Source organism: Nonomuraea rubra (assembly GCF_014207985.1).
Classification (GTDB): Bacteria; Actinomycetota; Actinomycetes; order Streptosporangiales; family Streptosporangiaceae; genus Nonomuraea; species Nonomuraea rubra.
This window is the reverse complement of the sequence record NZ_JACHMI010000001.1, coordinates 4436103-4461496: the sequence shown is the minus strand read 5'-3', so window position 1 is coordinate 4461496 and position 25394 is coordinate 4436103. Positions and strand designations below refer to the sequence as shown.

At 74.4% G+C, this 25394-nt stretch carries 21 protein-coding genes; 3 read left to right on the top strand and 18 right to left on the bottom strand.

The features are described 5' to 3' along the window. Position 1 precedes the first annotated feature (1 nt). Positions 2–1018 (bottom strand): amidohydrolase family protein, encoded by a 1017-nt coding sequence (locus tag HD593_RS20340; RefSeq protein WP_185103704.1) that lies wholly within the window; start codon positions 1016–1018, stop codon positions 2–4. A 262-nt stretch (positions 1019–1280) separates the two neighbouring features. Between HD593_RS20340 and HD593_RS20335 the strand changes: the two genes are divergently transcribed. Then, the gene (locus HD593_RS20335; RefSeq protein ID WP_185103702.1) at positions 1281–2633 is read left to right on the top strand and encodes an ankyrin repeat domain-containing protein; all 1353 of its coding nucleotides are present in this window, start codon (positions 1281–1283) and stop codon (positions 2631–2633) included. A 94-nt stretch (positions 2634–2727) separates the two neighbouring features. Here the strand turns inward: HD593_RS20335 and HD593_RS20330 are convergent, their stop codons facing one another. The 6 genes from HD593_RS20330 to HD593_RS20305 form a co-directional block, all read right to left on the bottom strand. Further along, positions 2728–3243, bottom strand: coding sequence for a hypothetical protein (locus HD593_RS20330; protein ID WP_185103700.1), 516 nt, complete (start codon positions 3241–3243; stop codon positions 2728–2730). After that, positions 3243–3449 carry a TetR/AcrR family transcriptional regulator gene (locus tag HD593_RS20325; RefSeq protein ID WP_185103698.1) on the bottom strand — a complete coding sequence of 69 codons (207 nt, stop codon included), beginning with the start codon at positions 3447–3449 and terminating at the stop codon, positions 3243–3245. Before HD593_RS20325 ends, HD593_RS20330 begins: the two co-directional genes overlap by 1 nt. A 101-nt stretch (positions 3450–3550) precedes the next feature. After that, a complete protein-coding gene (locus HD593_RS20320) occupies positions 3551–4057 on the bottom strand; it encodes a MarR family winged helix-turn-helix transcriptional regulator (RefSeq protein WP_185103696.1) in 507 nt (168 codons plus the stop codon). 50 nt (positions 4058–4107) lie between these two features. Next, on the bottom strand, positions 4108–4956 hold the full coding sequence (locus tag HD593_RS20315) for an aldo/keto reductase (protein ID WP_185103695.1): 849 nt from the start codon (positions 4954–4956) through the stop codon (positions 4108–4110). Positions 4957–4991: 35 nt separating this feature from the next. Further along, positions 4992–6026 carry a nitroreductase gene (locus HD593_RS60320; protein ID WP_221524846.1) on the bottom strand — a complete coding sequence of 345 codons (1035 nt, stop codon included), beginning with the start codon at positions 6024–6026 and terminating at the stop codon, positions 4992–4994. A 132-nt stretch (positions 6027–6158) separates the two neighbouring features. Continuing rightward, the gene (locus HD593_RS20305) at positions 6159–6647 is read right to left on the bottom strand and encodes a MarR family winged helix-turn-helix transcriptional regulator (RefSeq protein ID WP_185103693.1); all 489 of its coding nucleotides are present in this window, start codon (positions 6645–6647) and stop codon (positions 6159–6161) included. A 104-nt stretch (positions 6648–6751) separates the two neighbouring features. Here HD593_RS20305 and HD593_RS20300 point away from each other — a divergent pair, with 104 nt between their 5' ends. After that, the gene (locus HD593_RS20300) at positions 6752–9586 is read left to right on the top strand and encodes a cation-translocating P-type ATPase (protein WP_185103692.1); all 2835 of its coding nucleotides are present in this window, start codon (positions 6752–6754) and stop codon (positions 9584–9586) included. Positions 9587–9594: 8 nt separating this feature from the next. Here the strand turns inward: HD593_RS20300 and HD593_RS20295 are convergent, their stop codons facing one another. The 5 genes from HD593_RS20295 to HD593_RS20275 form a co-directional block, all read right to left on the bottom strand. Beyond that, complete coding sequence (locus tag HD593_RS20295) at positions 9595–12363, bottom strand: ATP-binding protein (RefSeq protein ID WP_185103690.1); 2769 nt, start codon at positions 12361–12363, stop codon at positions 9595–9597. Between the two features lie 148 nt (positions 12364–12511). Continuing rightward, on the bottom strand, positions 12512–13438 hold the full coding sequence (locus tag HD593_RS20290) for a hypothetical protein (protein ID WP_185103688.1): 927 nt from the start codon (positions 13436–13438) through the stop codon (positions 12512–12514). After that, positions 13435–13929 (bottom strand): hypothetical protein, encoded by a 495-nt coding sequence (locus HD593_RS20285; protein ID WP_185103686.1) that lies wholly within the window; start codon positions 13927–13929, stop codon positions 13435–13437. Before HD593_RS20285 ends, HD593_RS20290 begins: the two co-directional genes overlap by 4 nt. Before the next feature lie 3 nt (positions 13930–13932). After that, positions 13933–15153 (bottom strand): macrolide family glycosyltransferase, encoded by a 1221-nt coding sequence (locus HD593_RS20280; protein WP_185103685.1) that lies wholly within the window; start codon positions 15151–15153, stop codon positions 13933–13935. Beyond that, a complete protein-coding gene (locus tag HD593_RS20275) occupies positions 15150–16058 on the bottom strand; it encodes a patatin-like phospholipase family protein (RefSeq protein ID WP_185103683.1) in 909 nt (302 codons plus the stop codon). The genes HD593_RS20280 and HD593_RS20275 overlap by 4 nt, the downstream gene beginning before the upstream one ends. A gap of 334 nt (positions 16059–16392) precedes the next feature. On the opposite strand from HD593_RS20275, the gene HD593_RS20270 reads away from it, so the two are divergent. Continuing rightward, positions 16393–17247, top strand: coding sequence for an alpha/beta fold hydrolase (locus HD593_RS20270; protein WP_185103681.1), 855 nt, complete (start codon positions 16393–16395; stop codon positions 17245–17247). A 67-nt stretch (positions 17248–17314) separates the two neighbouring features. On the opposite strand, the gene HD593_RS20265 is transcribed toward HD593_RS20270, so the two are convergent. The 6 genes from HD593_RS20265 to HD593_RS20240 form a co-directional block, all read right to left on the bottom strand. Then, positions 17315–17800: an Ohr family peroxiredoxin gene (locus tag HD593_RS20265; protein WP_185103679.1), complete on the bottom strand. Its 486-nt coding sequence runs from the start codon at positions 17798–17800 to the stop codon at positions 17315–17317. Positions 17801–17884: 84 nt separating this feature from the next. After that, a complete protein-coding gene (locus HD593_RS20260) occupies positions 17885–20629 on the bottom strand; it encodes an ATP-binding protein (protein WP_185103677.1) in 2745 nt (914 codons plus the stop codon). A gap of 57 nt (positions 20630–20686) precedes the next feature. After that, entirely contained in the window at positions 20687–21640 is a 954-nt protein-coding gene (locus HD593_RS20255) for a carbamate kinase (protein ID WP_185103675.1), read from the bottom strand. A gap of 1 nt (position 21641) precedes the next feature. Next, positions 21642–22643 (bottom strand): ornithine carbamoyltransferase, encoded by a 1002-nt coding sequence (gene argF, locus HD593_RS20250; RefSeq protein ID WP_185103673.1) that lies wholly within the window; start codon positions 22641–22643, stop codon positions 21642–21644. After that, entirely contained in the window at positions 22640–23896 is a 1257-nt protein-coding gene (locus HD593_RS20245; RefSeq protein WP_185103671.1) for an arginine deiminase, read from the bottom strand. Before HD593_RS20245 ends, argF begins: the two co-directional genes overlap by 4 nt. After that, positions 23893–25335, bottom strand: a complete 1443-nt coding sequence (locus tag HD593_RS20240; RefSeq protein ID WP_221524845.1) for an amino acid permease — start codon at positions 25333–25335, stop codon at positions 23893–23895. The genes HD593_RS20245 and HD593_RS20240 overlap by 4 nt, the downstream gene beginning before the upstream one ends. Between the last annotated feature and the right edge of the window lie 59 nt (positions 25336–25394).

Genomic DNA, 25394 nt, shown 5'->3' with positions numbered 1-25394 from the left:
ATCAGCGGGCGGTGAGGCGCTCCCAGTTGCGGTGGGCGATGTCGGCCTTCTGGTCGTCGGTGAAGGGCGCGTCCTCCAGGAGGGAGCGGGCGGCGCCGGCGCTGGTGTCGACGTAGGGGAAGCCGCCGGGGCGGAACCCGTAGGTGAAGGGGTAGTCGGTGGAGTACAACATCCGGTCGGTGCCCATGACCTCGGCGGTCCAGCGCAGGTAGCGGGGGCTGTTGGTGCCGCTGCCCGCGACCCAGAAGTTCTGCTTGAAGTAGTCCGCGAGCGGCTGCCGCAGGCCGCCCGCCTCGGCGACGCAGCCGGTGTGGTCGAGGTAGAACAGCACGACCTCGCCCCAGTGCCCGGCGATCACCTGGAGGTCCGGGAACCGGTCGAAGACTCCAGAGAAGATCATCCGCAGGTACTGGACGCCCAGGTCGTAGTACCAGCCGATCGCCGGCCCGGCCAGCGCCGTGCCGATCGGGCCGATGCCGGAGTAGTAGGCGTCGATCACGGGCTGGACCGGGAGCTGCGGGTGGAAGTGCAGCGGCACCCCGAGCCGTTCGGCGGTGGCGTACAGCTCGTCGTTGTCCGGGTGGTCGGCCAGCCTGTCGCCGGTTCGGCCGTACAGCATGGCGCCGGGGAAGCCCAGCTCGCGCACCGCACGCTCCAGTTCGGCCGCGGCGGCGGCCGGCGACTGGGTGGGGATCGCGGCGAACGCCTGGAATCGGTCGGGGCGCGCGGCGACGATCTCCGCGAGCTGGTCGTTGGCCTCGCGGGCCACCGGGATCGCGTCGGCCTCGGGCAGGTCCTGCACGCCCGGCGTGGACAGGGACAGCACGGCGACGTCGATGCCCTGGTCGTCCATGTGGGCCAGCCGCCGCTCACCGGTGTCGCGCAGGTTCTCGGCGACCGGGCCGTCCCCGAAGCCGCGGGAGGGGATCCGCGGCGACCCGGCCCGCTCGTACGCCTTCAGGACGGCGGGCACGACGACGGTCTCTTCCACTCCGATGATCCGCAACCGGTCGGGCATGGTGGCGCTCCTTCACTGATGCTTCCAATGGAACCGTCAGCAACGGTATCACTGTTATTATCGTTGTCAACGCAATGCAGCTAACGTCGATATTGATGGTTGCCCGCACGCGGAGGCGGTCCTTAACCTGGGGGGAGCGCGCGAGGGCGCTGCCAGTCCGCGGGCAGGGACCTTCCCACCTCGAAGCAGCACGTCCACGCATGGGACACGACCAGCCTCTTTCCGGCCGGGCAAGCGGACCCCGGCGGCGAAGGAGGTTGCCATGGCCGATCGTCATTTCGAGCTGCCCGCCCGTCCGAACCTGGAGTACTACCGCAAGCAGGCCAAACACCTGCGGCACGCGTACGCGGCGGGCGACCCCGACGCCGCGGCCCGGGTCGCCGACGTGCTGGGCGGCGCCGGGCGGTTCCTGCTCAGCGACGCCCAGTTCGTGCTCGCGCAGGAGCACGGGTTCCGGACCTGGGCCGAGTTCCGCGCCCACGTCGAAGGCCGCGGCGGGGAACGGCCGGTCTCCCGCCTCATGGGAGTCAGGCCGGGCGTCTACGCCTCGATGGCCGGCGCCCTCCTCGACGAGTTGCGCCGCGGCGATCCCGGCGCGCTGCGACGACTGCGGGCGTACGTGCCCCGGCACGCCACCGCCACCTCCGCCGCGGGCGCCGAGCCGCGCGACGCGCGGCTGATCATCGCGCGCGAGCTCGGCTTCCCGACCTGGCACGAGCTCGTGTCCTTCACCGAGAAGTCCCGCCGCGACCTCGGTGAACGCCGGGAGGAACGGCGGCGGCTGCACCCTGAGGCCGGGGCGCTGCTGGCCGGCGACACCGACCGGCTGGCCGCTCTGACCGCCGGGCAGGCCGGCACCCTGCTGCTGATGCTCGCGCGGCCGGAGACGATCCCCGGGGTCCGGCTCGGCAGGGAGCTGGGCGTGCCGCGCGCCGGGGTCGAGGTGCTGCTCGGCAAGGCCACCGACCTGGATCTCCCGCTCGTCTGGGCCGCCCGCTCCAACCGGGTGGCGTACGTGCGGCTGCTGCTCGACGCCGGCGCCGACCCCGGCGTCCGGAGGTGGGGCATCACCCCGCTGGAGAACGCGATCCACCACGACAACACGGAGATCGTGGACCTGCTGGCCGCACGCGCGATCGTCCCGGCGGCGCTGTGGACGTACGCCGCGTGCGGGCGGCTGGATCGGGTGCGGGCCTGCTTCGACGCGGACGGGCGCCTACGGCCGGACGCCGCGCCGGCGCGGCCCGACCTCGCCGACACCGGGGCCGGGTTCCCGTCCCGGTTGCCGCCGGCCGACGATCAGGAGGAGATCGTGGGCGAGGCGTTCGTGCACGCCTGCCAGCACGGCCGGGTCGAGGTCGTGCGCTGGTTCCTCGACCGGGGCGTGCATCCTGACGTCGCGCCCTACCTCGGGCGGACCGGCCTGCACTGGGCCGTCCGGGGCGGGCGGGCGCACGTGGTCCGGCTGCTGCTGGAGCGCGGTGCCGACCCGTCCGTACGCGACGATCTCCTCCGGTCCGACGCCGGCGACTGGCTGCGCATCGCCTTCGTCGGCCGCCCGCACGATCCGGTGGCCCGGAGGCTCCGCCGGCTGATCGCGTTCCGGCCGCGCTGAAGGGAAGGCAGGTGCCCAGCTCGGTCGGCCGCCGCCAGCGCGGTCTCAGGGGGCGGCGGTCTCGCGTGCCCGTGACGCCTGCGCCGGAGCGCTCTCAGGGGGCGGCGGCGGTCTGGCTGCGGTCGATGAGGTCCAGGACCGCGTCCCGGATCTCGCGGAAGATCGCCAGGGTCTCCTCGGCCGCCGCCTTGACGGCCGCCTCGCCGGGCGGGTCCGCCGGTTCGAACAGCTGCGCCACGGTGTCGGCGAGCACCGCGTCCGGGTCGTCGGCCCCGGGCGGGGCGGTCTCCGGCTCGTAGACGGCGGTGGAGAAGCCGTCGAGCAGGGCGTGCAGGGCGCAGGCCTGGCCGGCGAGCGGGCGGTCGTCGCGGATCAGGCCGTGGCGGCGCAGGATCGGCATGACCGCGTCCCACATGGCGGCCGGCCGGGCGCGGGCGTACAGCTCGCGGTCGCCGGGATCCTGCATGAGCAGCCGCAGCAGCTCCGGCTCCCCGCTGCGCAGGCGGCGCCCCAGCGGGAGTCTCGACCCGGTACGGACGACGAGCGGCGCCTGGCGGCGGGGCCGGACCATGCCGGGGTCGGCGGTGATGCGGGCGATCCCCTCCTCCATCAGGGCCGGCAGGTCACGGGCGACAGCCCGCGGATGAGGTCCTCCTTGCTGGGCCAGTACAGGTAGACGGTGCCCTTGCCGACGCCGGCCGCGCGGCTGATCTCCGGCACGGTGACCTTGCCCGCGCCGTGGTCGAGCACCAGCCCGCGCGCGCTGTCCAGGATGCGGGCGGCCTTGCGCGAGTGGAGTTCGACCAGCCGGCTCACGGAATTCGTCCTCTCCTTCGGTCAGGCGGCGGCGACGTTCCCGGCCCGCGTGTCCTCGGCCATTATTGCGCCGGAGTGGGGCGTTCAGGGTGGTGGCCGGGTCAACGGTGGTCCTCCGGCCAGCCGAGGGGGTGCGCCGGCGTCGCGACCGATTCCTCGCCCGCCTGGTTGAAGACCGTCAGCGCCTCGATCACGGCGCGGCGCTGCTCGGGAGTCATCCGCGAGACGATGGCGGCGACCTCGGCCTGCCGGCGGGCCATCACCTTGGCCACGAGCCGGCGGCCCTGCGAGGTCAGGCTCATGATCGATTCACGCCGGCTGTGCGGGCTGACCTCGCGGACGACCAGCTCGGCCAGGACGAGCCGGTCGGCCATCCGCATCGCCGTGGGAGAGGTGACGCCGAGGAGCCCGGCCATGGTGACCAGGTTGGTGGGCCCCTGCTCGCTGAGCACCACCAGCATGCGGAACTGCGGCAACGTCACCTTGCCCTCGACCTCGGCCAGTGACCGGACGGCGATCCCCACCAGCAGCCGGGAGGCCGCGACCACGGCCGACGTGACCGCCAGGGGATCGGCGCTGTCCGGTCCGTGCCAACCGCTGTGCGTCATACGTCACTTCTACAGCGCCCCTGCCCGGTCGTGCCGGGGAAGAGCGGTGATCAGGCGAGGTCGGCGAGGTCCTCACCGGTGAGGCGGATCGACCGGGCGGCCAGGTTCTCCTCCAGGTGGGCCACGGTGCCGGTGCCCGGGATGGCCAGGATCGCGGGGGACAAAGCCAGCAGCCACGCCAGCGCGATCTGGCGGGCGGTGGCGCCGTGCCGTTCCGCGACCTTGACCAGGGCGGGGTCGTCGAGGCCGGTCCTGCCGCCGCCCATGGGGAAGAAGGGCACGAACGCGATGCCGGCCTGCTCGCAGGCGTCGAGGACGGCCGTCTCGGCGCGGTTGGCGATGTGGAAGTGGTTCTGGACGGCGGCGACGGGGGCGATCGTGCGGGCCTCGGCGAGATGGCCGGTGTCGACGTTGCTGAGGCCCAGGTGGCGGATCAGGCCCTCCTCGCGCAGCGCGGCGAGCACCTCGAAGCGCTCGGCGAGCGATTCGCCGCGCGGCGGGTCCGTCTTGCCGATGCGCAGGTAGACCAGGTCGAGGCGGTCCAGGCCCAGGCTCTCGAGATCGGCTTCGACCTGGGGGCGGAGCTCGGCCGCGGTGGCCTGGCGGGGGCCGCCGGGGCCGAAGACCGGGCCGACCTTGGTGGCGATGACCAGGTCGTCCGGGTACGGGGCCAGGGCCTCGCGAATCAGGGCGTTGGCGGTCACCGAGCCGTCCTGGGCGCGGTAGAAGCCGGCGGTGTCGAGGTGGTTCACGCCCAGCTCGGCGGCGCGGCGCAGGACGGCTCGCCCGGACTCGGCGTCCCGGGCGGGGCCGCCCGGGTGGCTCTGGCACAGGCGCATGGCGCCGAACCCGAGCCTGCCGATCGTCAGGTCGTGGCCGAGGTGGAACTGGTCGGTCATGTCTCTCCCCGTGAGGTGATGTGGATTCCGCCGGTTCAGCGGCGGGACGAAACCGGCAGGCGACCGGCGAACCGCGACGACCCGGCCGCCGAGGCGCCCCGGCGCGGTGATGCGGCCTGCGGGGCGTCCCGTCGCGGTGACCCGGCCTGCGGGGCGTCCTGCCGTTGGGAGCCGGTCGCCGGGGCGTCCCGCCAGGTGCATGAGAGGCGGAGGCGACCGCCGGGCCAGACCACGGTCCAGTGCGGCCCGCCGGCGTGGACGCGCCGGCCCGCGCCGCCCGCGAACGGGCGGTACGACCGCGAGCGGTTCCTCCGCAGGCCCCGGCCGGTCCTGAGCTTGACCGCCACCGGGTGGGGGCAGCCGCTCCGGTGCGCGGACACCACCGGCGCCTCGTGCCCGTTCGCGGTGCCGGTGACGAACGTGACCGTCTCGTCGAGCGGCGCCCGGCCCGTACGGTTGTAGTCCGCCCTGACGTCCTCGAACCCGATCGACAGGCCGCAGAACAGCATGAGCTCTTCCGGCGGGTGCAGGACGTCCGCGACGGTCTCGCGGTACACCGACCAGGACATCTGCGGGCAGCTGTGCAGCCCCTCCTCGCGGAGCAGCAGCATGACCGTCTGCAGGTACATGCCGACGTCGGCCCACTGGGGCAGGCCCAGGTCGCGGTCGATGTAGCAGAACAGGGCGACGGGCGCGCCGAAGCACTGCCAGTTGCCCGCCGCGGCCCGCTGGCGGGACTCCCAGTCGTCGCGGGCGACGCCGAGCGCGCCGTAGCGCTCCCGGCCGAAGGCGGACCGGCGCTCGCGGTACGGGGACTTCAGGTCGGCCGGGTACATCTCGTACTCGCGCTCGTCCCAGGGGTCGCCCGCGGCGAGCCGCGCACCGGCCCGCCTCTTGATCTCGGCGAGCGGCTCGCCGGTCACCACGTAGATGCGCCACGGCTGAAGGTTCGACCCGGACGGGGCCCAGGCCGCAGCCGACAGCACGCGCTTCAGCACCTCCATGGGGACGGGCTGGTCGGTGAATCCGCGTACCGCCCGGCGGCTCGTGACTGCCTCGTAGACGTTCATGATCGAAACCTCCTGCCTGCACGTCGTGTTCCTGTGGATACAGTTCGATAGTATCAGACGAAATCGTATCATTCAATACGATCTCGACCCGCAAAGGTGCCATGAGCTGGTAAAACGTGTCGCGGGCGGCTACTACAGCGCGTCGTCAGCGGTGGGATAGGCGACCCGGGTCAGCAGCTCCTTCAGCTGCTCGGCCTCGTCGGGGCCCAGCCCGGCGGCCAGGCGGGCGGCCTGCGGCTCCGCCGCCACGTGGGCCGCGTCGAAGAGCTCGATCCCCTGCGGCGTGATCTCGACCACCCGCACCCGCCGGTCGCCGGGAACCGTCCTGCGCACGGCCAGGCCCTTGCGCTCCAGGTCGTCCACGACCCGCATGACGCCCGCCTTGTCCGAGCCGGTCGCCGCCGCCAGGTCCCGCTGCACCGTGGGGCCGCGGTCCATCAGCACGATCAGCACGGCGAAGTGCCGCAGCTCGATGCCGAGCGGCCGGAGCGCCTCCGTCATCACCGAGGCCGCGCGCCAGTGCGCCTGGCGCAGCAGCAGCCCGAGGGCGAAGGGCGAGGTGTCGCCGGGGCGGGCGGTCGCGCGCGAGGTGGTGACACGGTCAGGGACGTCGGCGGCCATGACGTCATGCTACCGAGCGTCCTTTCACCCGAAACCATTTCATTCGCGATGAAACCGGAACGGAGCACTGTCACGCACCCGCGTGGCCGCCCGGTCTCAGGGGGATGAGCGAACCCCATGGCGCCACCCGGCTCCCGGAGGCCGGCCACCTGATCGACCCGGACCGTACGCCGTGGCACGCGCTGCCGGCCGGCGAGGTCGCCGTCCTGCTCCAGGCCGCCCCCGAGGAGGGGCTGTCGACCGGCGAGGCGTCGCGGCGGCTCGACCGCCACGGCCCCAACCGCCTGCGGGAGGCGGCCCGCGAACCGCGCTGGCGCGCCTTCCTGCGTCAGTTCCAGGACCTGATGATCGTGATCCTGCTGGCCGCCGCCGTGGTCAGCCTGGTGATCTCGCGGGAGTGGGAGACCCCGCTCGCGATCGCCGTGGTCGTGCTGCTGAACGCCACCATCGGCTTCGTCCAGGAGTCCCGGGCAGAAGCCTCGCTGGAGGCGCTCAGGAAGATGACCTCCACCGTGGCGACCGTCCGGCGGGACGGCACGCTCACCCGGCTGGACGCCACCGGGCTGGTACCAGGGGACGTGGTGGTCGTCGAGGCCGGGGACCGGGTGCCGGCGGACGGGAGGCTGCTGTCCTCGGCCTCCCTGGAGGTGCGGGAGTCGGAGCTGACCGGGGAGGCGCAGCCGGTCGCCAAGTCCGCCACCGGCCGCGTCGAGGAGGGGGCGGCGCTGGCCGACCGTGCGAACGCGCTGTTCATGAACACCTCGGTCACCCGCGGCCGGGGCGAGATGATCGTCACGGCCACCGGCATGGCGACCGAGACCGGGCGGATCGCCGGCCTGCTCGCCTCGGCCAAGCCCGCCCCGACCCCCTTACAACGGCAGATCAGCACGCTCAGCAGGACCCTGGCGCTCATCTCCGCCGTGGTGGTGGCCGTCGTGGTCGTGCTCGGGCTGGTGCGCGGGCAGGAGTTCGGGGTGTTGTTCGTGACCGCGGTCTCGCTGGCCGTGGCCGCCATCCCGGAAGGGCTGCCGGCGGTGGTCGCGTTCACGCTGGCCATGGGCACCGAACGGCTCGCCCGCCGCGGCGCCATCGTCAAGCGGCTGTCGTCGGTGGAGACCCTGGGCAGCACCTCGCAGATCTGCACCGACAAGACCGGCACGCTGACCCTCAACCAGATGACGGCCAGGGAGGTCTTCCTCGCGCGGCGGCGCTTCACCGTCTCGGGCCACGGTTACGCTCTGGACGGGCGCATCCGCTCCACCGACGGCCGCCCGCCACCGGCCGCCCTGGACGAGGCGCTGATCGCGATGGCGCTCTGCACCGACGCGGTGTTCCGCGACGACGAGGAGGCGGTGGTCGGCGATCCCACCGAGGCCGCCCTGGTCGTACTGGCCGAGAAGGGCGGCATCGACGTCACGGCACTGCGCCGGCAGCGCCCGCGCGTGGCGGAGGTCCCGTTCGACGCGGACCACAAGTTCATGGCCACCTTCCACCGCTGGACCGATGGCGGCGGCCGGCCGGTCGTGCGCTGCTTCGTCAAGGGCGCGCCGGACGTCCTGGCCGCCCGGGCCACCCACTACCTGGGCCCGGACGGCGTCACCGAGCTCGACCCGCAGGAGCGGCGGCGCTACGACGAGGCGAACGCGAGCCTGGCCGGACAGGGCCGGCGGGTGCTGGCCGTGGCCCTCCAGGACTTTCCCGCCGGCGAGGTCGCCGGCGAAACCGCGGGCGAGGCCGCCCGGAAAGCCGCCGGGAATGCCGCGGGCGAGAGCGCCGGCGAGGCCATCGGTGGCGATGCGAAGGAGCTGCTGGACCGCCTGGTCCTGATCGCCCTGGTCGGCATCGTCGACCCGCCGAGGCCGGAGGCGAGGCAGGCCATCGAGCAGTGCCGCGAGGCGGGCATCCGCGTGCGGATGATCACCGGCGACCACGCGGTGACCGCCGCCGCCATCGCCCGCGACCTCGGCATCCCCGGCCAGGCCGTCACCGGCGCCGAGCTCGACCGCTACACCGACGACGCCGATCTGGCCCGCCGCCTGGACGGCATCGGCGTCATCGCCCGGGTCTCGCCCGAGCACAAGCTCCGCATCGTCGGCGCACTCCAGGCCCGCGGCGACGTCGTCGCGATGACCGGCGACGGCGTCAACGACGCCCCCGCGCTGCGCAAGGCGGACATCGGCGTCGCCATGGGCCTGACCGGGACGGAGGTGACCAAGGAGGCGGCGACCATGGTGCTCACCGACGACAACTTCGCCACCATCGTGGGCGCCGTCCGCGAAGGCCGCGGCATCTACGACAACATCGTCAAGTTCACCCGTTTCCAGGTCTCGACCGCGCTCGGCTTCGTGCTGACGTTCCTGATCACCTCGCTGACCGGCCTCGCGGGCGGCGCCCCGTTCACCGCCCTGCAGATCCTCTTCGTCAACCTCGTCATGGACGGCCCGCCCGCGATGTCGCTCGGCGTCGACCCGGCGAGCCCGGACGCGATGAGCCGGCCACCCCGCCCGCCCCGCGAGCCCATCCTCACCAGGGAACGCCTCGTGCGCATCCTGCTGACCAGCACGATCATGGCGACCGGCACCGCCGCCGTGCTCGTCTGGGCGCCCGGCCCCGCCGCGGCCGTGGGCCAGGCCAGCGTCGCGGGCACGATGGCGCTCGTCACGTTCGTCTTCTTCCAGGCGTTCAACCTGCTCACCGTCCGCCACCCCACCCGCAGCCTGTTCCACCGCGAGACCCTGCACCACCCGAACCCGCTGGTCGCCACGCTCGCGGTCGTCGTCCTGCTGCTGATCATCGTCGAGGTGGACGCCCTGCACGGCTTCTTCACCACCACCGATCTCACCTTCGGCCAGTGGCTGGCCTGCCTGGCCGTCGGCTCGGCCATCCTGTGGGCGGGCGAGCTGGTCAAGGCCCTGATGCGGGCCCGCGACCGCCGGTGAACCGGCGGTCAGGCCGTCTCGGCCGCGCCGTCGAGCAGCGTGGCGCGGATCTGCTTGCGGGAGACGATGCCGAGCTTCACGAAGATCTTGCGCAGGTGCCACTCGACGGTATGGGGACTGATGAAGAGCAGAGCGCCGATCTCCGAGTTCGTCAGCCCGTCGCCGGCGAGCTGCGCGATGTGCGCCTCCTGGGCGGTGAGCGTGGTGCGCACCTCGACGAGGCGTCTGCGTACCGTCTCGCCGGTGGCCTGCAGCTCGCGCCGGGCACGCTCCGCGAACGCCTCGGCGCCCATCTGGGCGAGCAGCTCGTACGCGGCGCCCAGCTGCTCCCGGGCGCCGGCGCGGCGGTTCTCCCTGCGCAGCCATTCGCCGTAGAGCAGCCGGCTGCGGGCGCGGGCCACGCCGGCCTCGGTACGGCCGAGCCGCTCGATCGCCTCGCGGTAGAGGGCGTCGGCGGCCTGCCCCTCGCTCACCTGGGCGCGTACCAGGGCCGAGGTACCGAGGCCCCAGTCGGTGCCGGCGGCCTGGGCCATCTCGTCGAGGTGCCGGGCGGCGGTGGCGGCGCGGGCGGGCCGGCCGCTGCGGGTGGCGGCCTCGACGAGCTCGACCAGGGACGAGATGGACAGGCCGAGCTCCTGCGGGTTCTCGCAGCCTCGCTCGGCCGCGACGTACGCCTCCTCGTAGCGGCCCAGGCCGTTGCAGAGCACCGCGTTCGCCCAGTGGGTGGCGGTCAGCACCTTGCCCTCCCCCTGGAGTGCCAGGTCGCGGGTGATCGCCTCGATCGCCTGGCGGGTGGCGGCTTCCCGGCCGCGCCACGGCTCCAGCACCAGGGCGCAGTAATGGGCGAAGACGCGGCTGCCCGTCGCCTCACCGATCGTCGCCGCCTCGGCGACCAGCGACTCGGCGACGGCGAACTGGCCGGCGTCGACCCGGTTCGGCACGAGCAGCAGCAGGGCGGGCGGCAGGATGGACAGGGCCCCGGTTTCGCGGGCGAGCTCGACCAGCTTCGCCGAGAGCATCGACCAGCCGTCGAAGTCCCAGGTGTTGTGGGCCATGCGGGAGGCGAGCGGGAGCCAGCCGAGGCCCTCCTCCCGGGAGATGTCCGCTGTGCGGAAGGCGTCCAGGGCCCGGCGGACCGTCGGCACGCCTGCCGCGTAGCTCTCGGTGACCATGGCCGCCACGCCGTTCACGAGCAGGTCGTCACGCTCGGGGCGCGGTCCGGGTGGTGCGGCTAGCGCCGCCGCCGCCACGTCCGCGAGCTGGGCGCCGTCCGGCAGGCGGCCGGCGGTGAGTGCCGCGTACAGCGCGTCGCGGTAGGTCTCGCGGGCCAGCCCGGCGTCCAGCGGCTCCAGCCGCCTGGCCGCCTTGAGCAGCAGGGGCAGGCCGGCGCCCGCGCTGGTGGAGGCGAACATGATCTGGCCGCGCAGCAGGTCGGCCTGGGCGAGCTCGCGCTCGCCCAGGGGGCTGAGCTCCGCCGCGTCCAGGAGTTCGAGTGCGGCGTCGTACCCGCCGGCCTGGTGCTTGGCCCGGGCGGCGGCCAGCGCTCTGGCACCGCGGCGGGCGGAGTCGGGGGTCAGCTCGGCCGCCCGTTCCAGGAACGCGGCCGCCGCCGCGACCCCGCCGCGGGCCTGTGCCCGGCCGGCGGATCGTTCGAGCTCGGCGGCCACCGCCTCGTCGGGGCCCGCGGCGGCGCAGGCGAGATGCCAGGCCCGGCGGTCGGGGTCCGCCTGGGGGTCGGTCGCGTCGGCCAGCGCGCGGTGCACGCCCTGCCGATCCTCCGGGGACGCCACGCGGTAGGCCGCGGAACGCACGAGGGGGTGGCGGAACCGTACCCGGGCCCCGATGGTGATCAGTCCAGCCGACTCGGCCGGTGCCGCCGCGGCCGAGTCGATGCCCAGCAGGTCCGCCGCCCGTGCCAGCAGGGCCACGTCGCCCACCGGCTCGGCCGCCGCGATGAGCAGCAGTCGCTGGGTCTCGGGGGGCAGCGAACGGACCCGCCGCAGGAAACTCTGCTCGATCTGGCCGGCCAGGGACCCCGTGTCGGGCCGCCCGAACCCGCCCGCCAGCTCCGCCGGGGTCAGCCCCTGGGGCAGCTCCAGCAGGGCCAGCGGGTTGCCCTGCGTCTCGGCGACGATCCGGTCCCGTACCCGCGCGTCGAGCCGTCCGGGAACCACGGAGTCCAGCAGCGCGCGGGCGTCGCCGTCGCTCAGGCGGCCGACCTCGAGCTCCGGCAGCCCCGCCAGCTCGTCCTCCAGGCTGGGCTCGCGCACCGCGAACACCAGCCCGATCCGCTCGGCGAGCAGGCGCCGCGCGACGAAGGCGAGCGTCTGCGCGGAGACCCGGTCGAGCCACTGGGCGTCGTCGACGAGGCAGACCAGCGGCTCCTTGTCGGCCACGTCGGCGAGCAGGCTGAGCACCGAGAGGCCGACCAGGAAGCGGTCGGGCGGAGGCCCCGCGCTCAGCCTGAACGCGGTGCCGAGCGCCTCGCGCTGCGGGGCCGGCAGGTGCGGGAGATGGTCCAGGAACGGGGCGCAGAGCTGGTGCAGCCCGCCGAAGGCCAGCTCCATCTCCGACTCGATGCCCGCCGCCCTGGCGATCCGGCAGCCGGCCGCGCCGGCCCGCGCGTGCTCCAGCAGCGCCGTCTTGCCGATGCCCGCCTCGCCGCGCACCACCAGGACCGCGCTGTGGCCGGACTGCACCGTGGCCACGAGCTGGTCCAGCGCCTCGCATTCGGTCTGCCTGCCGCGCAGCTGCAACCTGGGATCCTTGCTCGCCATGGCCACGCCTCCACCGGCCGCACGTCCGACAGCTGGAGGCACCGGGCGGTCGGCTTGATTGGACACGTAGCCTATCTCTCCGGTCTGGATCACGGCAAAAGGTGCGGCGCCGTCGAAGGGGGTGCCGCGGACGTTCCCGGGAGCACCGTCACGGCGACGTCCTCCCGGCCCCGCAGTGGGCGCGGATGAGGGCGATGACGGTGCCGGCGGTGCGGTCCAGGTGGCTGCGGCCGTCGGGCAGCTTCGCCGCCGGGCTGATGTAGCTGTTGTGCCCGACGTGGGTGGCCGGGTCCAGCCTCCGGGCGGTGATCTTCCCGTCGCGGCGGGCCCGGTTCCAGGCGCTGCGGCGGAACACCCGCCAGCGCTGCGGGAAGAGCCAGGTGCCGACCCGCTCGATCCAGTCCTGGTCGCTGGTGAGCTGGTACAGGTGGTCGGCGTGGGTGAGATCGTTGGCGCCGTTGTGGAACCCGCCGATCGTGATCAGCAGCAGCGGCGCGCCCAGCCCGGCGTGCAGCGCCGGGACGGCGCCGATGGCGACCTGGGCGCCGCCGCTGTAGCTGACCAGCACCACGGGGATGCCGCTGCCCGGCCGGTAGCCGGCCCGGCGGAGCTGGTCGGCGATCTGGGCGCCCACGGCGCGGTTGTACAGCGGGCGGTACCGGTGGTCGGCGGCGACGAAGATCTGCATGACGTTGTGCAGGAACAGCAGCAGCCCGACATGGTGGCGCAGCCACTCCCACACGGGCCGGTTCACCAGCGGCGCGGCCAGCGGCGAGTACGGCTGCACCTGCCCCAGCACGCGCAGCTCCGGCGCCCCGCCGATCAGGGCCTCGACCAGCTTGCCCCCGTCGCGGGTGTCGCGGAAGCGGCGCTTGCCGATGCCGTCCAGGTAGACCAGGTACGCGTCCGGCGGCCGGTCCGGGTCCGCGCCCCTGGCGTAGGGCATGTCCTGTGGCAGTTCGGTGGTGGGGGCCCGCCAGCCGGCGGCGTACGCCAGCACCTCGTACCGGGCGAGCAGCGCCTCGGCGAGCAGGACCGGGCCGAGCACCAGGACCAGGAGCGGGAACTCGGTCATGCGGCCGGCTCCCGCACCCCGGTGAGGGCGCCGACCTGCACCACCAGGCGGCGGACCACCTCGACGGCCAGGCCGAGCCCGAGCCCGGCGACGGCCACGCAGCCCGCGGCGGCCCACCAGCCCAGCCCGGTCGCGGCGGCGAGCGGCGCCACCAGGCCGGCCCCGACCGCCACCAGCAGCAGCATGTGCAGCAGCGGCCCGAGGAGCGGGAACGCGAGAATGGCCGCGAGCAGCAGCGGGACAGCCTTGTCGGGGGTCCAGGTGAACGCGGCGACGCCGGGCGGGGGCTCGGTGAGCATCAGCCCGGCGAGCGTCCACGCGATCAGCGGCCACAGCCCGAACACCGCGCCCTCGACGACGGCGCCGATCAGGACGAGCGGGATCAGCTGGGGCCGCGACGTGCGGGGCCGGCGGGCGATCAGCGGCAGGAGGCGTCCGGCGGCCTCGGACAGCCCGCCCAGCAGCAGCAGGGTGAGCACGAGGGGCGACATGGCTCACCGTTCCCGTGGGGTGTCCGCCGGTGCGGGGCGGCCCTGGCGGCTGCGGTGCAGGTGGCGCTCCAGCTCGTCGGCGGCGCGCACGTAGCCGCCGGCCTCGCGCTGGGCGACCTGCATCCGGTCCGCGGCGGCCATGAAGCGCGGCTCGTCGAGCAGCCGCCGGGCCAGGGCGTGCACGAGCCCGGGGCCGGCGTCGCGGGCGCTGATCGCCAGGCCGGAGCCGAGCTGGACGACCCGGCGGGCCACGAGCGGCTGGTCCGCACCCTGGGGGATCAGCAACATCGGGACCCCCGCGTACATGGCCTCGTTGGCGCTGTTCATGCCGCCGTGCGTGACGAACAGCGCGGCCCGTTCCAGCACCTCGGTCTGCGGGACGAAGCGGCGCGCGATCACGTTGTCCGGCAGCGGGTCCAGCGCGGCCGGGTTGGTCTCCCCGGTGGCGATGACCACGGTGCCGCCCAGCGGGGCGAGCGCGACGACGAGGTTGCGCAGCAGCTGCGGGCCCGCGTTGAACACCGTGCCGAGCGCGGCGTACAGCACGGGGGCCCGCAGGCGGTCGGCGGGGAACGACGGGTCGGGCAGGCGGGAGCCCAGGCTGGGGCCGACGAACCGGAACGACTCGTCCAGGGCGCCGGCGCCCGGCTGGAAGTCGCGCGAGGTGAAGACCAGGTTGAGCGGCTGGCGGACGTTCGCGTAGTCGAAGCGCGGCAGGCCGCGGGTGTCGTAGCCGCTGCGCAGCTTGCGCCGCCACCGCAGGTAGTCGCGGGTGTTGCGGGGGTGGGAGGCCGCCTCGGCCAGCAGCTGCCACGAGACGCGGGTGGGGCTGGGCGTGTGCCGGCCGTACGCGAACGTGGTGAACAGCGACACCGCGGGCACGCCGAGCTCACGGGCGGCGACCGCGGCCCACATGCAGGCGGAGTCGTGCACGATCAGGTCGGGCCGGATCTCGAGCAGCTCGGCGAGCACCCGGGGCAGCAGACCGACGGTGGTGCGGGCGAGCCCCTCCAGCATCGTGATCGGCATCGGCGGGTCGGCGAGCGGCCGGTCGGCCTCGGGGTACGGGTACACGGTCGCGCCGGTGGCCGCGATCTCCGCCGAGAACGCGGAGGAGATGTGGTAGGTGACGGAGTGGCCGCGCCGGACGAGCTCGGCCACGACGGGCAGCGTCGGGTTGACGTGCCCGTGCATCGGGATGTTGAGGAACGCGATGGTGCTCATCGGCCGGCCTCCCTCGCCGGGGCGGCCGGACCGGCGGGATGGCAGCTCATCCCGTACAGGCCCGGCCCGTTGACGCGCAGCCCGTCGAGGAACCGGCCCGCCGTGCGGGCGGCGGTGCCGATCAGCCGCTCGGCGTGCCGGAAGTCCCACGGGGCCGGCCAGGTGTCGATGCCGGTCGGCAGCACGACGGTGGGGAGGTGGGTGGACACCTCGCGCAGGTCGCGCTCGATCTGGTGGTGCGCCAGCAGCAGCGCCGCCCTGGCGGCGACCGCGTCGGCCCGCCGGGGCGGCAGGGCCGAGGCCAGCGGCCATTCGGGCCCGGCCGACAACACCACCACGCTGGCCGCCCCCGCCTGCCGCGCCGCCCGTACGGGGACGTAGGCGATCACCCCGCCGTCGATGAGCGTGCGGCCCTCCCGCTCCACCGGGGGCAGGACTCCCGGGATGGCGGCGCTGGCCAGCAGCGCGGACACGAGGTCCCCCTCGCTGAGCAGCGCCTCGCCGCCGGTGGCCAGGTCCGTGGCCACGGCGGTGAAGGGGATGCGCAGCTCTTCGATGCGCCGCGGCAGGTCGGCCCTGGCGATCAGCTTGCGCAGGCCGTGGTCGGCGACGATGCTGACCCGCGAGGCCAGGAGGCCGAGCGGGTACACCTCGCGGCGGCGTACCCGGGTCCACACGTGGTCGAGCCGCTCGGCGGCCGTGCCGGGGTGGGCGGCCACGATCGCGCCGTTGAGCGCCCCGACCGAGGTTCCGATGATCATGTCAGGGGCGAATCCGTGCTGCTCCAGTGCGTACCCGATGCCGACCTGCGCGGCTCCGAGCACTCCCCCGCCGCCGATCACCGCCGCCACGGGGCGGGGCAGGGAGCTCAGGCCCGGCGCGTGCGCCTTCCCGTCACGTGTCATGGCCTGACGCCTTCCATGACCGGCGACTCCCGGCCGTGGGCCCTGGCAGGCCGGGGAGGCCGGTCTCCCGCGTTGTGTCACCCACATGATCCGCCCTTCTCACCAGCGCGCTGAATCGGACAGGTGTCACCGCTGAGACAGGACAGCCCCCCGCGCGCGTGACAGCCACGGCGGCTTTCACGCGGTCGGGGGCGAGGCGTCACGCGGCGGGCCCGGTGCCCGGTCTAACCCACACGAGCCGGGCGGTACGCGCCCCGGCCGCGGCTCCGGCGCGAACCGTCTCCAGTCTCCCGTCCGCCGGAGCCGCCTCTCTCACACGGAACAGGACAGAGTCATGATCAATCCCCCTGCCCGCCGTACCCTGCGCCGGACCCGCACCGCCGTGGCGCTGCTCGCCGCCGCCGCCCTCATCCTGGGCGGCGCCGGCCCGGCGCTGAGCGTCGCCGCCCAGGACAGCCGGTCGCGTACGCCGAAGCCCACCGTCGTGCTCGTGCACGGAGCCTGGGCGGACGCCTCCAGCTGGAACCGGGTCATCGCCAGGCTCCAGGCCGACGGCTATCCGGTCAGGGCGATCGCCAACCCGCTGCGCTCGCTGTCGGGCGACGCCGCGTCCGTGAAGGCGTTCCTGGAGACGCTGACGGGGCCGGTCGTCCTCGTCGGCCACTCCTACGGCGGGGCCGTGATCACCAACGCGGCCGCCGGAACCCCCGGCGTCAAGGCGCTCGTCTACGTCAACGCCTTCGCCCCCGACGCCGGCGAGTCCGCGACCCAGCTCGCGGGACCGGACTCCGCCCTTTCCGTGCCGGACCCGACGACCGTGTTCGACCTCGTCCCCCCGGCCCTTCCGCCCACCGCGGAGACCGACCTGTACCTGAAGACGCCGACCGTCCTGACGTCGTTCGCGAACGGGCTGAGCCTCGATGACAAGGCGCTCGTGGCGGCCACCCAGCGGCCGGCCACGCTGGGCGCGCTCAACGAGCCGTCCGGCGCCCCCGCCTGGCGGACGATCCCGTCCTGGAACGTCATCGGCACCAAGGACCGGATCATCCCTCCCGGCGTGCAGCGGAGCATGGCCGAGCGGGCCGGCTCCACCGTCGTCGAGTACGACGCCGGGCATGTCGGCCTGATGACGGCTCCCAGGACCGTCGCCCACGTGATCGAGCAGGCCGCGCGGGCGAGCGTGCGGTAGCGGGACCGAACGTGGACGAGGGCACCGGCCGTCACGGGCCGGTGCCCTCTCGTCGTGCGGGGCGGTCTCAGCCGGCGAGGGCGATCGTGGCGGGGATGCCGTGGCGGGCCATCTTGGCGTACGGGCACAGCGCGGTCGCCTGGGCCAGCAGCGGGGTGGCCGTGGCGCGGTCCACTCCCGGCCAGGTCACGACGAGGTCGGCGCGTAGCTGGTAGCCGCCGTCGGCCGGGTCGCGGCCGAAGGTGACGGTCGCCTCCACCGTGATCGCCCCGGGGTCGAGGAGGTGCTGCCTGGCCAGCAGGCTGAGCGCGCCCTGGAAGCAGGCGGCGTATCCGGCGGCGAAGAGCTGCTCGGGGTTCGGGCCGGGGTTGTCGCCGCCCAGCTCCTCGGGCAGGCGCAGCTCCAGGGCGAGCGCGCCGTCGGCCGAGCGGGCCCGGCCGCTGGCGCGCGCGTGGCCGGAGTCACCGCCGGTCACGGCGACGCGGGTGACGTACAGCGGTTTGAACACGGAGCCGCTGTGGTCGTGCTCGGTGGACAGGGTGTGCTCGCTCACTGGGACGCCTTTCAACGGCACATGGGACGGGTCGCCAGCTAAGACCGGACAGCCTTCGGGCTCTGTGACAGCTCCCGCGGTCCCCTAGTCCCTCGGGCGCAGCTGCCTGCGCGAGGTGATGCCGAGCTTGGTGAAGACCTTGCTCAGGTGCCATTCGACGGTGTGCGGGCTGAGCAGGAGCCTGACGCCGATCTCGGCGTTGGTCAGCCCGTCGCCGGCGAGCCTGGCGACGTCCGCCTCCCGCGGGGTGAGGGTGTCGCGCGGGCGGGCGGCCCGCTCGGTGACCGGCTCTCCGGCGGCGGCGAGCTCCTGGCGGGCCCGGCCGGCGAACGCGGCGGCGCCGGCCTCGGTGAGCAGGTCGTGGGCGGTGCGGAGCCGGCCGCGCGCCTCCTTGAGGCGGTTCTCCCGCCGCAGCCACTCGCCGTACAGCAGGTGGGCGCGGGCCAGCTCCGTCCGGATCCTGGTCCGGCCGAGGTGGTCGATCGCCTGCCGGTACAGCTCCTCCGCCGTACGGCCGGACGCCAGCAGCGCCTCGGACCTGGCCAGCACGCCGAGCGCCCAGTCGGTCCCGGAGGCCCGGGCCGTCGCGGCGAGGCGTTCGCAGGCGGCGGCCGCCCACTCGGGCCGCCCGCTGCGGACGGCCGCCTCGACCAGCTCCGGCAGGGCCCAGTAGACGACGCCGGACTCCGTCGGGTGCTCGGTCGCGGCGCGGGCCGCCGTGGCGGCCTCCTCGTAGCGGGCGAGCCCGTTCAGCAGCAGCGCCCGCGCCCAGTGGGTGACCACGACCCCGCTGTCCTCGCCGCGGGCCATCGCGTCGGCCGTGCTCGCCTCGATCAGCGGGGTGGCGGCGGCCTCGTCGCCGTGCCAGGCGGCCAGCACCAGCGCGCCGTACGGCGCCAGCGTTCCCCCGGTCGCCTCGCCGATGGCCTGGATCTCCGCGACCAGGGAGACGGCCGCCGCGCGCTCGCCGGAGAGGAGCCGGACGACCGCGAGCGAGTTGAGGGTGAGCGGGAGGACGCTGAGATCGCCGAGCTCGCGGGCGACCCGGACGTGCCGCTCGGTGAGGACGGCCCAGCTCTCGTCGTCCCACATGTCGGCGGCGGTGATCCCGGCCAGCCACAACCAGGGCTGGTCGTTCGCGCTGGACTTGTCCTCCGCGCGGAACGCCCGCAGCGCCTCCCGGGCCAGCGGCACGGCGGCCGCGTAACCGTCGGTGTAGAGCGCGGCGAGGCTGTCCAGGAGCTGGTCGCCGGGCCGCTGCGGGGCCGGCGCCGGCGCCGCGCGCACCGCCAGCGCCACCGCGCGCACGCCGGAGTCCTCGGTGAACGCGCCGGCGAGCAGGGCCGCGCCCATGGCGTCGCGGTAGGTGTCGCGGGCGAGCTCCAGGTCCAGCGGCTCCAGCCGGCGGCCCGCTTCGAGGAGCAGCCGCGGCGCGGCCATGTCGTGGCCGGAGGCGAAGGCGACCTGCGCCCGCAGCAGGGTCACCCGGGCCTGGTGGAACTCGCCGGCCGCCGCCTGGTCCGCCATGTGCAGCAGCCTCAGGGCGACGTCGAAGGCGCCGCAGCGCAGCGCGGCCTCGGCGGCGGACAGGGCGCGGATCGCGCGGGTCTCCGCGTCCGGGGTCAGCTCGGTGGCGCGCCGCAGGAACTCGGCCACGGCCGCGACCCCGCCACGCCGCTGCGCCCGGTCGGCGGAGCTGACCAGCTCGGCGGCGACCTCCTCGTCGGCATCGGCCGCCGCGTGCGCCCGGTGCCAGGCGCGCCGGTCGGGGTCGGCGGCGGGGTCGATCGCCTGGGCGAGGGCCTGGTGCACGGCGCGGCGGTCGCCGGGCGGCGCCGCCCGGTAGATGGCCGTACGCACGAGCGGGTGCCGGAAGCGTACCCGGGAGCCCAGCTCGATCAGCCCGGCCGCCTCGGCCGGCGCTCCCGCGCTCATCGGCAGGTCCATGGCCTGGGCCGCGCGCAGCAGCAACGTCATGTCGCCGACCGGCTCGGCCGCCGCCGTCAGCAGCAGGCGCTGCGTCGGCGCGGGCAGCGACCGCACCCGCCGGACGAAGCTGAGCTCGATCTGGCTCGCCAGCGGCTGCAGGTCGGGCCGCCCGAACCCGCCGGCCAGCTCCGCCGCCGTCAGCCCGCGCGGCAGCTCCAGCAGGGCCAGCGGGTTGCCGCGCGTCTCGGCCACGATGCGGTCGCGCACCCGCTCGTCCAGCCGCCCGGGAACGGCCGAGTCCAGCAGCGCGCGGGCGTCGTCCTCGGGCAGGCCGCCGACCGCCAGCTCCGGCAGCCCCCGCCACTCCGGGCCCGCCGCCGGTTCCCGTACGGAGAAGACCACGCCGATCCGCTCGGCGAACAGGCGGCGCGAGGCGAACGTCAGCGTCTGCGTCGAGGCCTGGTCCAGCCACTGCCCGTCGTCGATCACGCACAGGAGCGGCTGGTCCTCCGACGCCGCCGCCAGCAGGCTCAGGACGGCCACCCCGATCAGGAACCTGTCCGGCGGGCTGCCGCTGCTGTGGCCGAACGCGACGGCCAGCGCCTCGGCCTGCGGGCCGGGGATGCGATCGAGGCGGTCCAGCATCGGCGCGCACAGCTGGTGCAGGCCGGCGAAGGGCAGCTCCATCTCGGACTCGACGCCTGCCGCGCGCACGACCCTGCAGCCGGCCGAGCGGCCCACGAGGTAGTCGAGCAGCGCCGACTTCCCGACGCCCGCCTCGCCGCGGACCAGCAGGGCACGCCCGGGACCCGAGCGCACGTCGGCGAGCACCCCGTCCAGCACCGCGCACTCCACGCGCCGATCACGGAGCTCGAACGTCCCCGCCGCATCACTCGTCATTGCTCCACCACCCCGACAGGAGAGTAGAGGCATGGACCGCTTCGCAGGTAAGCGGGTCTACCGATCGGCTGCCACGGCGGCTCCCGCGCTGGTGACGGTCCTGGTGCCGGCCGTGATGGTGGTCCCGGCCGTGCCGGCGAGCACCGCGGCCGCGTCCCGCAGCGCCCCGATCGCCGCCGGCCTGCCGGTCGCGGTGACGAACCGGAGGCAGGCCTCGACCTTCGGCGCCATCGATCCGGCGGGGAAGCGCATGGCGCGCAGCTCGCCGGCGTCCACCGCGGACAGCGGCCGCTCCCGGGGGGTGCCGAAGTCCCGGCGTACGGCGTCCACGTCGGTGAGCACCACGAGCCGGTCGGCTCCCAGCTCCACCGCCAGCAGCGCGGCCGTGAGGTCCTTGTCGACGACGGCCTGCGCCCCCTCGTACCGGCCGCCGTCCCCGGCGAAGACGGGCACCCCGCCCCCGCCGCCGCAGATCACGGTCGTGCCGCCGGCCACCAGGTGCCGGATCGTCGGCAGCTCGACGATCCGGCGGGGTGCCGGGGAGGCGACGACCCGCCGCCAGCCCTGCCCGTCCCCGGCGACGGTCCACCCGTGCTCCCCGGCGAGCCTGCGGGCCACCGGCTCCGGGTACGTCTGGCCGACGAACTTGGCCGGGGCACGGAAGGCCGGATCGTCCGGGTCGACCTCGGTCCGCGTGACGATCGTGACGACCGGCCCGGCCAGGCCCGCGTTGCCCAGCTCCAGCGCCAGCCAGTACCCGATCATGCCCTGGGTCTGGGCGCCGAGCGTGTCGAGCGGGAACGGGTGGGTCAGCGCCGGGTCGTTCTCGCTCTCCACGGCCAGCATGCCGATCTGCGGCCCGTTGCCGTGGCAGAGCACCAGCGTGTGCTCGGCGGCGAGCGGGGCCAGGGCCAGGGCGGCGGCCCGGACGTGCTCCCGCTGCACCTGCGCGTCCGGGCGTTCCCCGCGTTCGAGCAGAGCGTTGCCGCCCAGGGCGACGACGATCAGCATCTCACTCCCCCAGCGCCGTGACGAGCAGGGCCTTGATGGTGTGCATCCGGTTCTCCGCCTGCTGGAAGACCACGGAGGCGGCGGAGGTGAACACCTCGTTGGTGACCTCGGCCCCGGCGAGCCCGTAGTTCTGGTGGATCCGCCGCCCCAGCTCGGTGGTGGTGTCGTGCACCGCGGGGAGGCAGTGCAGGAAGCGGGTGCCGGGACGGCCGGTGGCGGCCATCAGCTCCGCCGTGACCCGGTAGGGCGTGAGCAGCGGGACGCGCCGGTCCCACTCGGCCTCGGCCTCGCCCATGCTGACCCACACGTCGGTGTAGACGAAGTCGGCGCCGTCGAGCGCCGCCGCCGGGTCGCTGGTGACCGTCACGCGGGCGCCGCTGGACAGGGCCGCGTGCCTGGCCTCCTTCACCAGCGCCTCCGGTGGCAGCAGCTCGGCGGGGGCGGCGATGCGTACGTCCATGCCGAGCATGGCCCCGGTGGCCAGCAGCGAGCGGGCGATGTTGCCGCGCCCGTCGCCGACGAAGCAGCAGCTGATCGCCTCGACGTCGCCGGGCCGGTGCTCCCGCATGGTGAGCACGTCGGCGAGCATCTGGGTCGGGTGCCACTCGTCGGTGAGCCCGTTCCAGACCGGTACGCCGGCGTGCCGGGCCAGCTCCTCGACGGTCTCCTGGGCGAACCCGCGGAACTCGATCCCGTCGTAGAGCGCGCCCAGCACCCGTGCGGTGTCCGCGACGCTCTCCTCCCTGCCCAGGTGCGACCCCGTCGGGCCGAGGTAGGTGACGTGGGCGCCCTGGTCGTAGGCGGCCACCTCGAACGCGCACCGGGTTCGGGTGGAGTTCTTCTCGAAGACCAGGGCGATGTTGCGGCCGGTCAGCACGGGTCGTTCGCGCCGGGCCCGCTTGGCCTCCTTCAGCTCCGCGGCGAGGTCGAGCAGCGCCAGGAAGCCCCTGCGGCCCAGGCCGGTCGGGGTGAGCAGCGAGCCGGGCGCGGTCGGGAATGTCATGACTGTTCCTTCGGGGCGGGCGAGACGGGGTCACGCAGGATCGGGCAGGTCATGCAGCGGGCGCCGCCTCGGCCGCGGCCCAGCTCGCTGCCGGCCAGCGGGATGACCTCCAGGCCGTGCTCGCGCAGCATGGCGTTGGTCGCGGTGTTCCGTTCGTAGCCGAGCACCACTCCGGGGGCGATCGCCAGGAAGTTGTCGGCGTCGTTCCACTGCTCCCGCTCGGCCTCGCGCCGGTCGCCCGCCGCGGTGAGGATGCGGACGCCGTCGTCCTCCAGCGCCTCGCTCAGGCCGGCGGCCAGCCCCTTCCGCTGCTGGACGCCCCCGCCGGGGGTGAGCAGCCAGACGCGGGCGGCGGCCTGGTCGAAGTAGGGGTAGGCGACGAAGGTGGCGACGTCGACCATCGTCAGCACGGTGTCCAGGTGCATCGTGGAGCGGGCCTTGGGCAGCTCCACGGCCAGGACGCGGCGGGCGTGACCGCCCTCGAAGAGCCGCCTGGCCAGCGCCTCCATGCCCATCGGCGTGGTGCGCTCGCCCATCCCGACCATGGCGACGCCGTCGCCGATGACGTGGATGTCGCCGCCCTCCAGCGTCGCCGGGGCGTGGTCGAGATCGTCGTCCCCGTAGACGATCTCGAAGCCCGCCCCGGCGAACAGGGGGTGGTGCCGGTAGACGGTCCTGGTGTTGATCGACTCGCGGCTCCTGGCCGGCTTGGCCATCGGGTTGACGGCGACGGCCCGCCCGACCCAGGCCGCGTTGTCCCGCTGGAACAGCGTGTTGGGCAGCGGGGTGAGCACGAAGTCGTCGGCGTCCAGGCTCTGCCACGCCACGCTGCGCCCGACGAGCGGGCCGAGGTCCGACTTCACCACCCCGCCGATCAGGTAGCCGGCCAGCAGCGCCGGGTCGAGGTCGAGGAACAGCGCGCGCAGCTCCCTGGCCAGGGCCGCGCCGAACCGCTGGTCGGTGCACACGCGGTCCACGGCGAAGCTCCGGCCGGCGTCCGTCGCGAGCGCCTGCGCCAGGAGCTCGGCGAACAGGTGCACCCGTACGCCGTGGCTCCTCATCACCTCGGCGAACTCGTCGTGCTCGCGGCGGGCGCGGTCCGCCCACAGCACGTCGTCGAAGAGCAGCTCGGCGGCGTTGTCCGGGGTCAGCCGGTCCAGCTCCAGCCCCGGCCGGTGCACGACGACCTCGCGCAGCCTGCCGATCTCGGAGTGGATGCCGACCCGCAGCGTGAGGTCCTGGCTCGTGGTCATCGCGCCACCGCCGGGCTCTGGCCGTAGACGCCGCGGCGGGCCTTCACCCACACGTACACGGGCACGCCGAGCAGCAGGCAGAACGTGCCGTAGTAGACGGCCTGGTAGCCGCTGCCCGCCAGCGCCCAGAACCCGAACGCCAGCGCGAGCGCCGAGACGGTGACGTCGCGCACCAGGTGGCCGGCCTTCAGCCGCCTGCCCTCCGTGCACAGCCAGTACAGCTGTGCCGCGGCGGCCAGCAGGTACGGCACGACCGAGGTGAGCACCGACAGCAGCACCACGGTGATGAACACCTGCTCGAAGCTGGTGTAGCTGACGACGGTGAGGCCCGCGGCCAGCAGGGTGGACACGACGATGCCGTACGCGGGCACCCCGGACCTGGTCTGCCGGGCGAAGGCGGCGGGGAACAACCCGTCGCGCGCCGCCGCCCGCGGCATCTCGGCCACGATCAGGGTCCAGCCGACCAGCGCCCCGAAGCCGGACACGACGGCCGCCGCCGCGACCGTGGCCCCCGCCCACTCGCCGCCGAAGATGGCGTTGGCCGAGTCGGTGAAGGGCGCGGTGGAGGCGACGAGATCGGCGTGCGGCACGGTGCCGAAGACGGTGACGGTGCCGAGGATGTAGACCGCGGCGCAGGCCAGGGTGCCCAGCACGGTGGCCCGGCCGACGTTCCGCCTCGGGTCGCGGACCCTGGCCGCGGCGACCGACGCCGTCTCGATGCCCAGGTAGCTGAACAGCGCGATGGCGCCCGCGGCGCTGATGGCGCCCAGCCAGGAGGTGCCGCCGGCGTTGAACTCGCCGAAGTTCGCCGTGTTGACGAACAGCAGGCCGATCGTCGCCATGAACAGCAGCGGGATGAACTTCAGCACCGTCGCGACGATCTGGAACGCGGCGAAGCTCCGCAGCCCCATCAGGTTGACCAGCGCCGGCAGGAGCAGCCCCGTCAGCGCGATGACGATCGACCAGCCCACCTCGTGCCCGGTGTTCCAGAACACCTCCACGTAGCCGACCCAGGCCACCACGATCGCCGCGTTCCCCGCCCACGCGGTGATCCAGTAGCTCCAGGCGATGAGGAAGCCGGCGAACTCGCCGAACGCCTCGCGGGCGTAGACGTACGGGCCGCCGGCGCCGGGCAGCCGCTCCGCGAGAGCGCGGAACGCCAGCGCCAGCGCGATCGCGCCGATCGTGACGAGCCCGAACGCCACCAGCGAGATCGGCCCGAACACGGCCAGGGCGGACGGCAGCGCGAACACCCCGGTCCCGATGACGGAGCCGACGACCAGCGCCGACGCCGTCCCCAGCCCGAATCGCCCCGCACCGGCTTCAAGGGGTTCTGCCTGGGCCGGGGCGCTGCTCGCCTCCGGTGTGCCGGGGGCCGTGTCCCGGTCTGGGGGCTCCGCCCAGGGGGCCGGTGTCCGGCCGCGGGAATCCCTCATCATCCACCTCTCTCGTCGCGGACGGGGATCACTTCGCTCACTTGGACCGGGCGGCCGCCGCG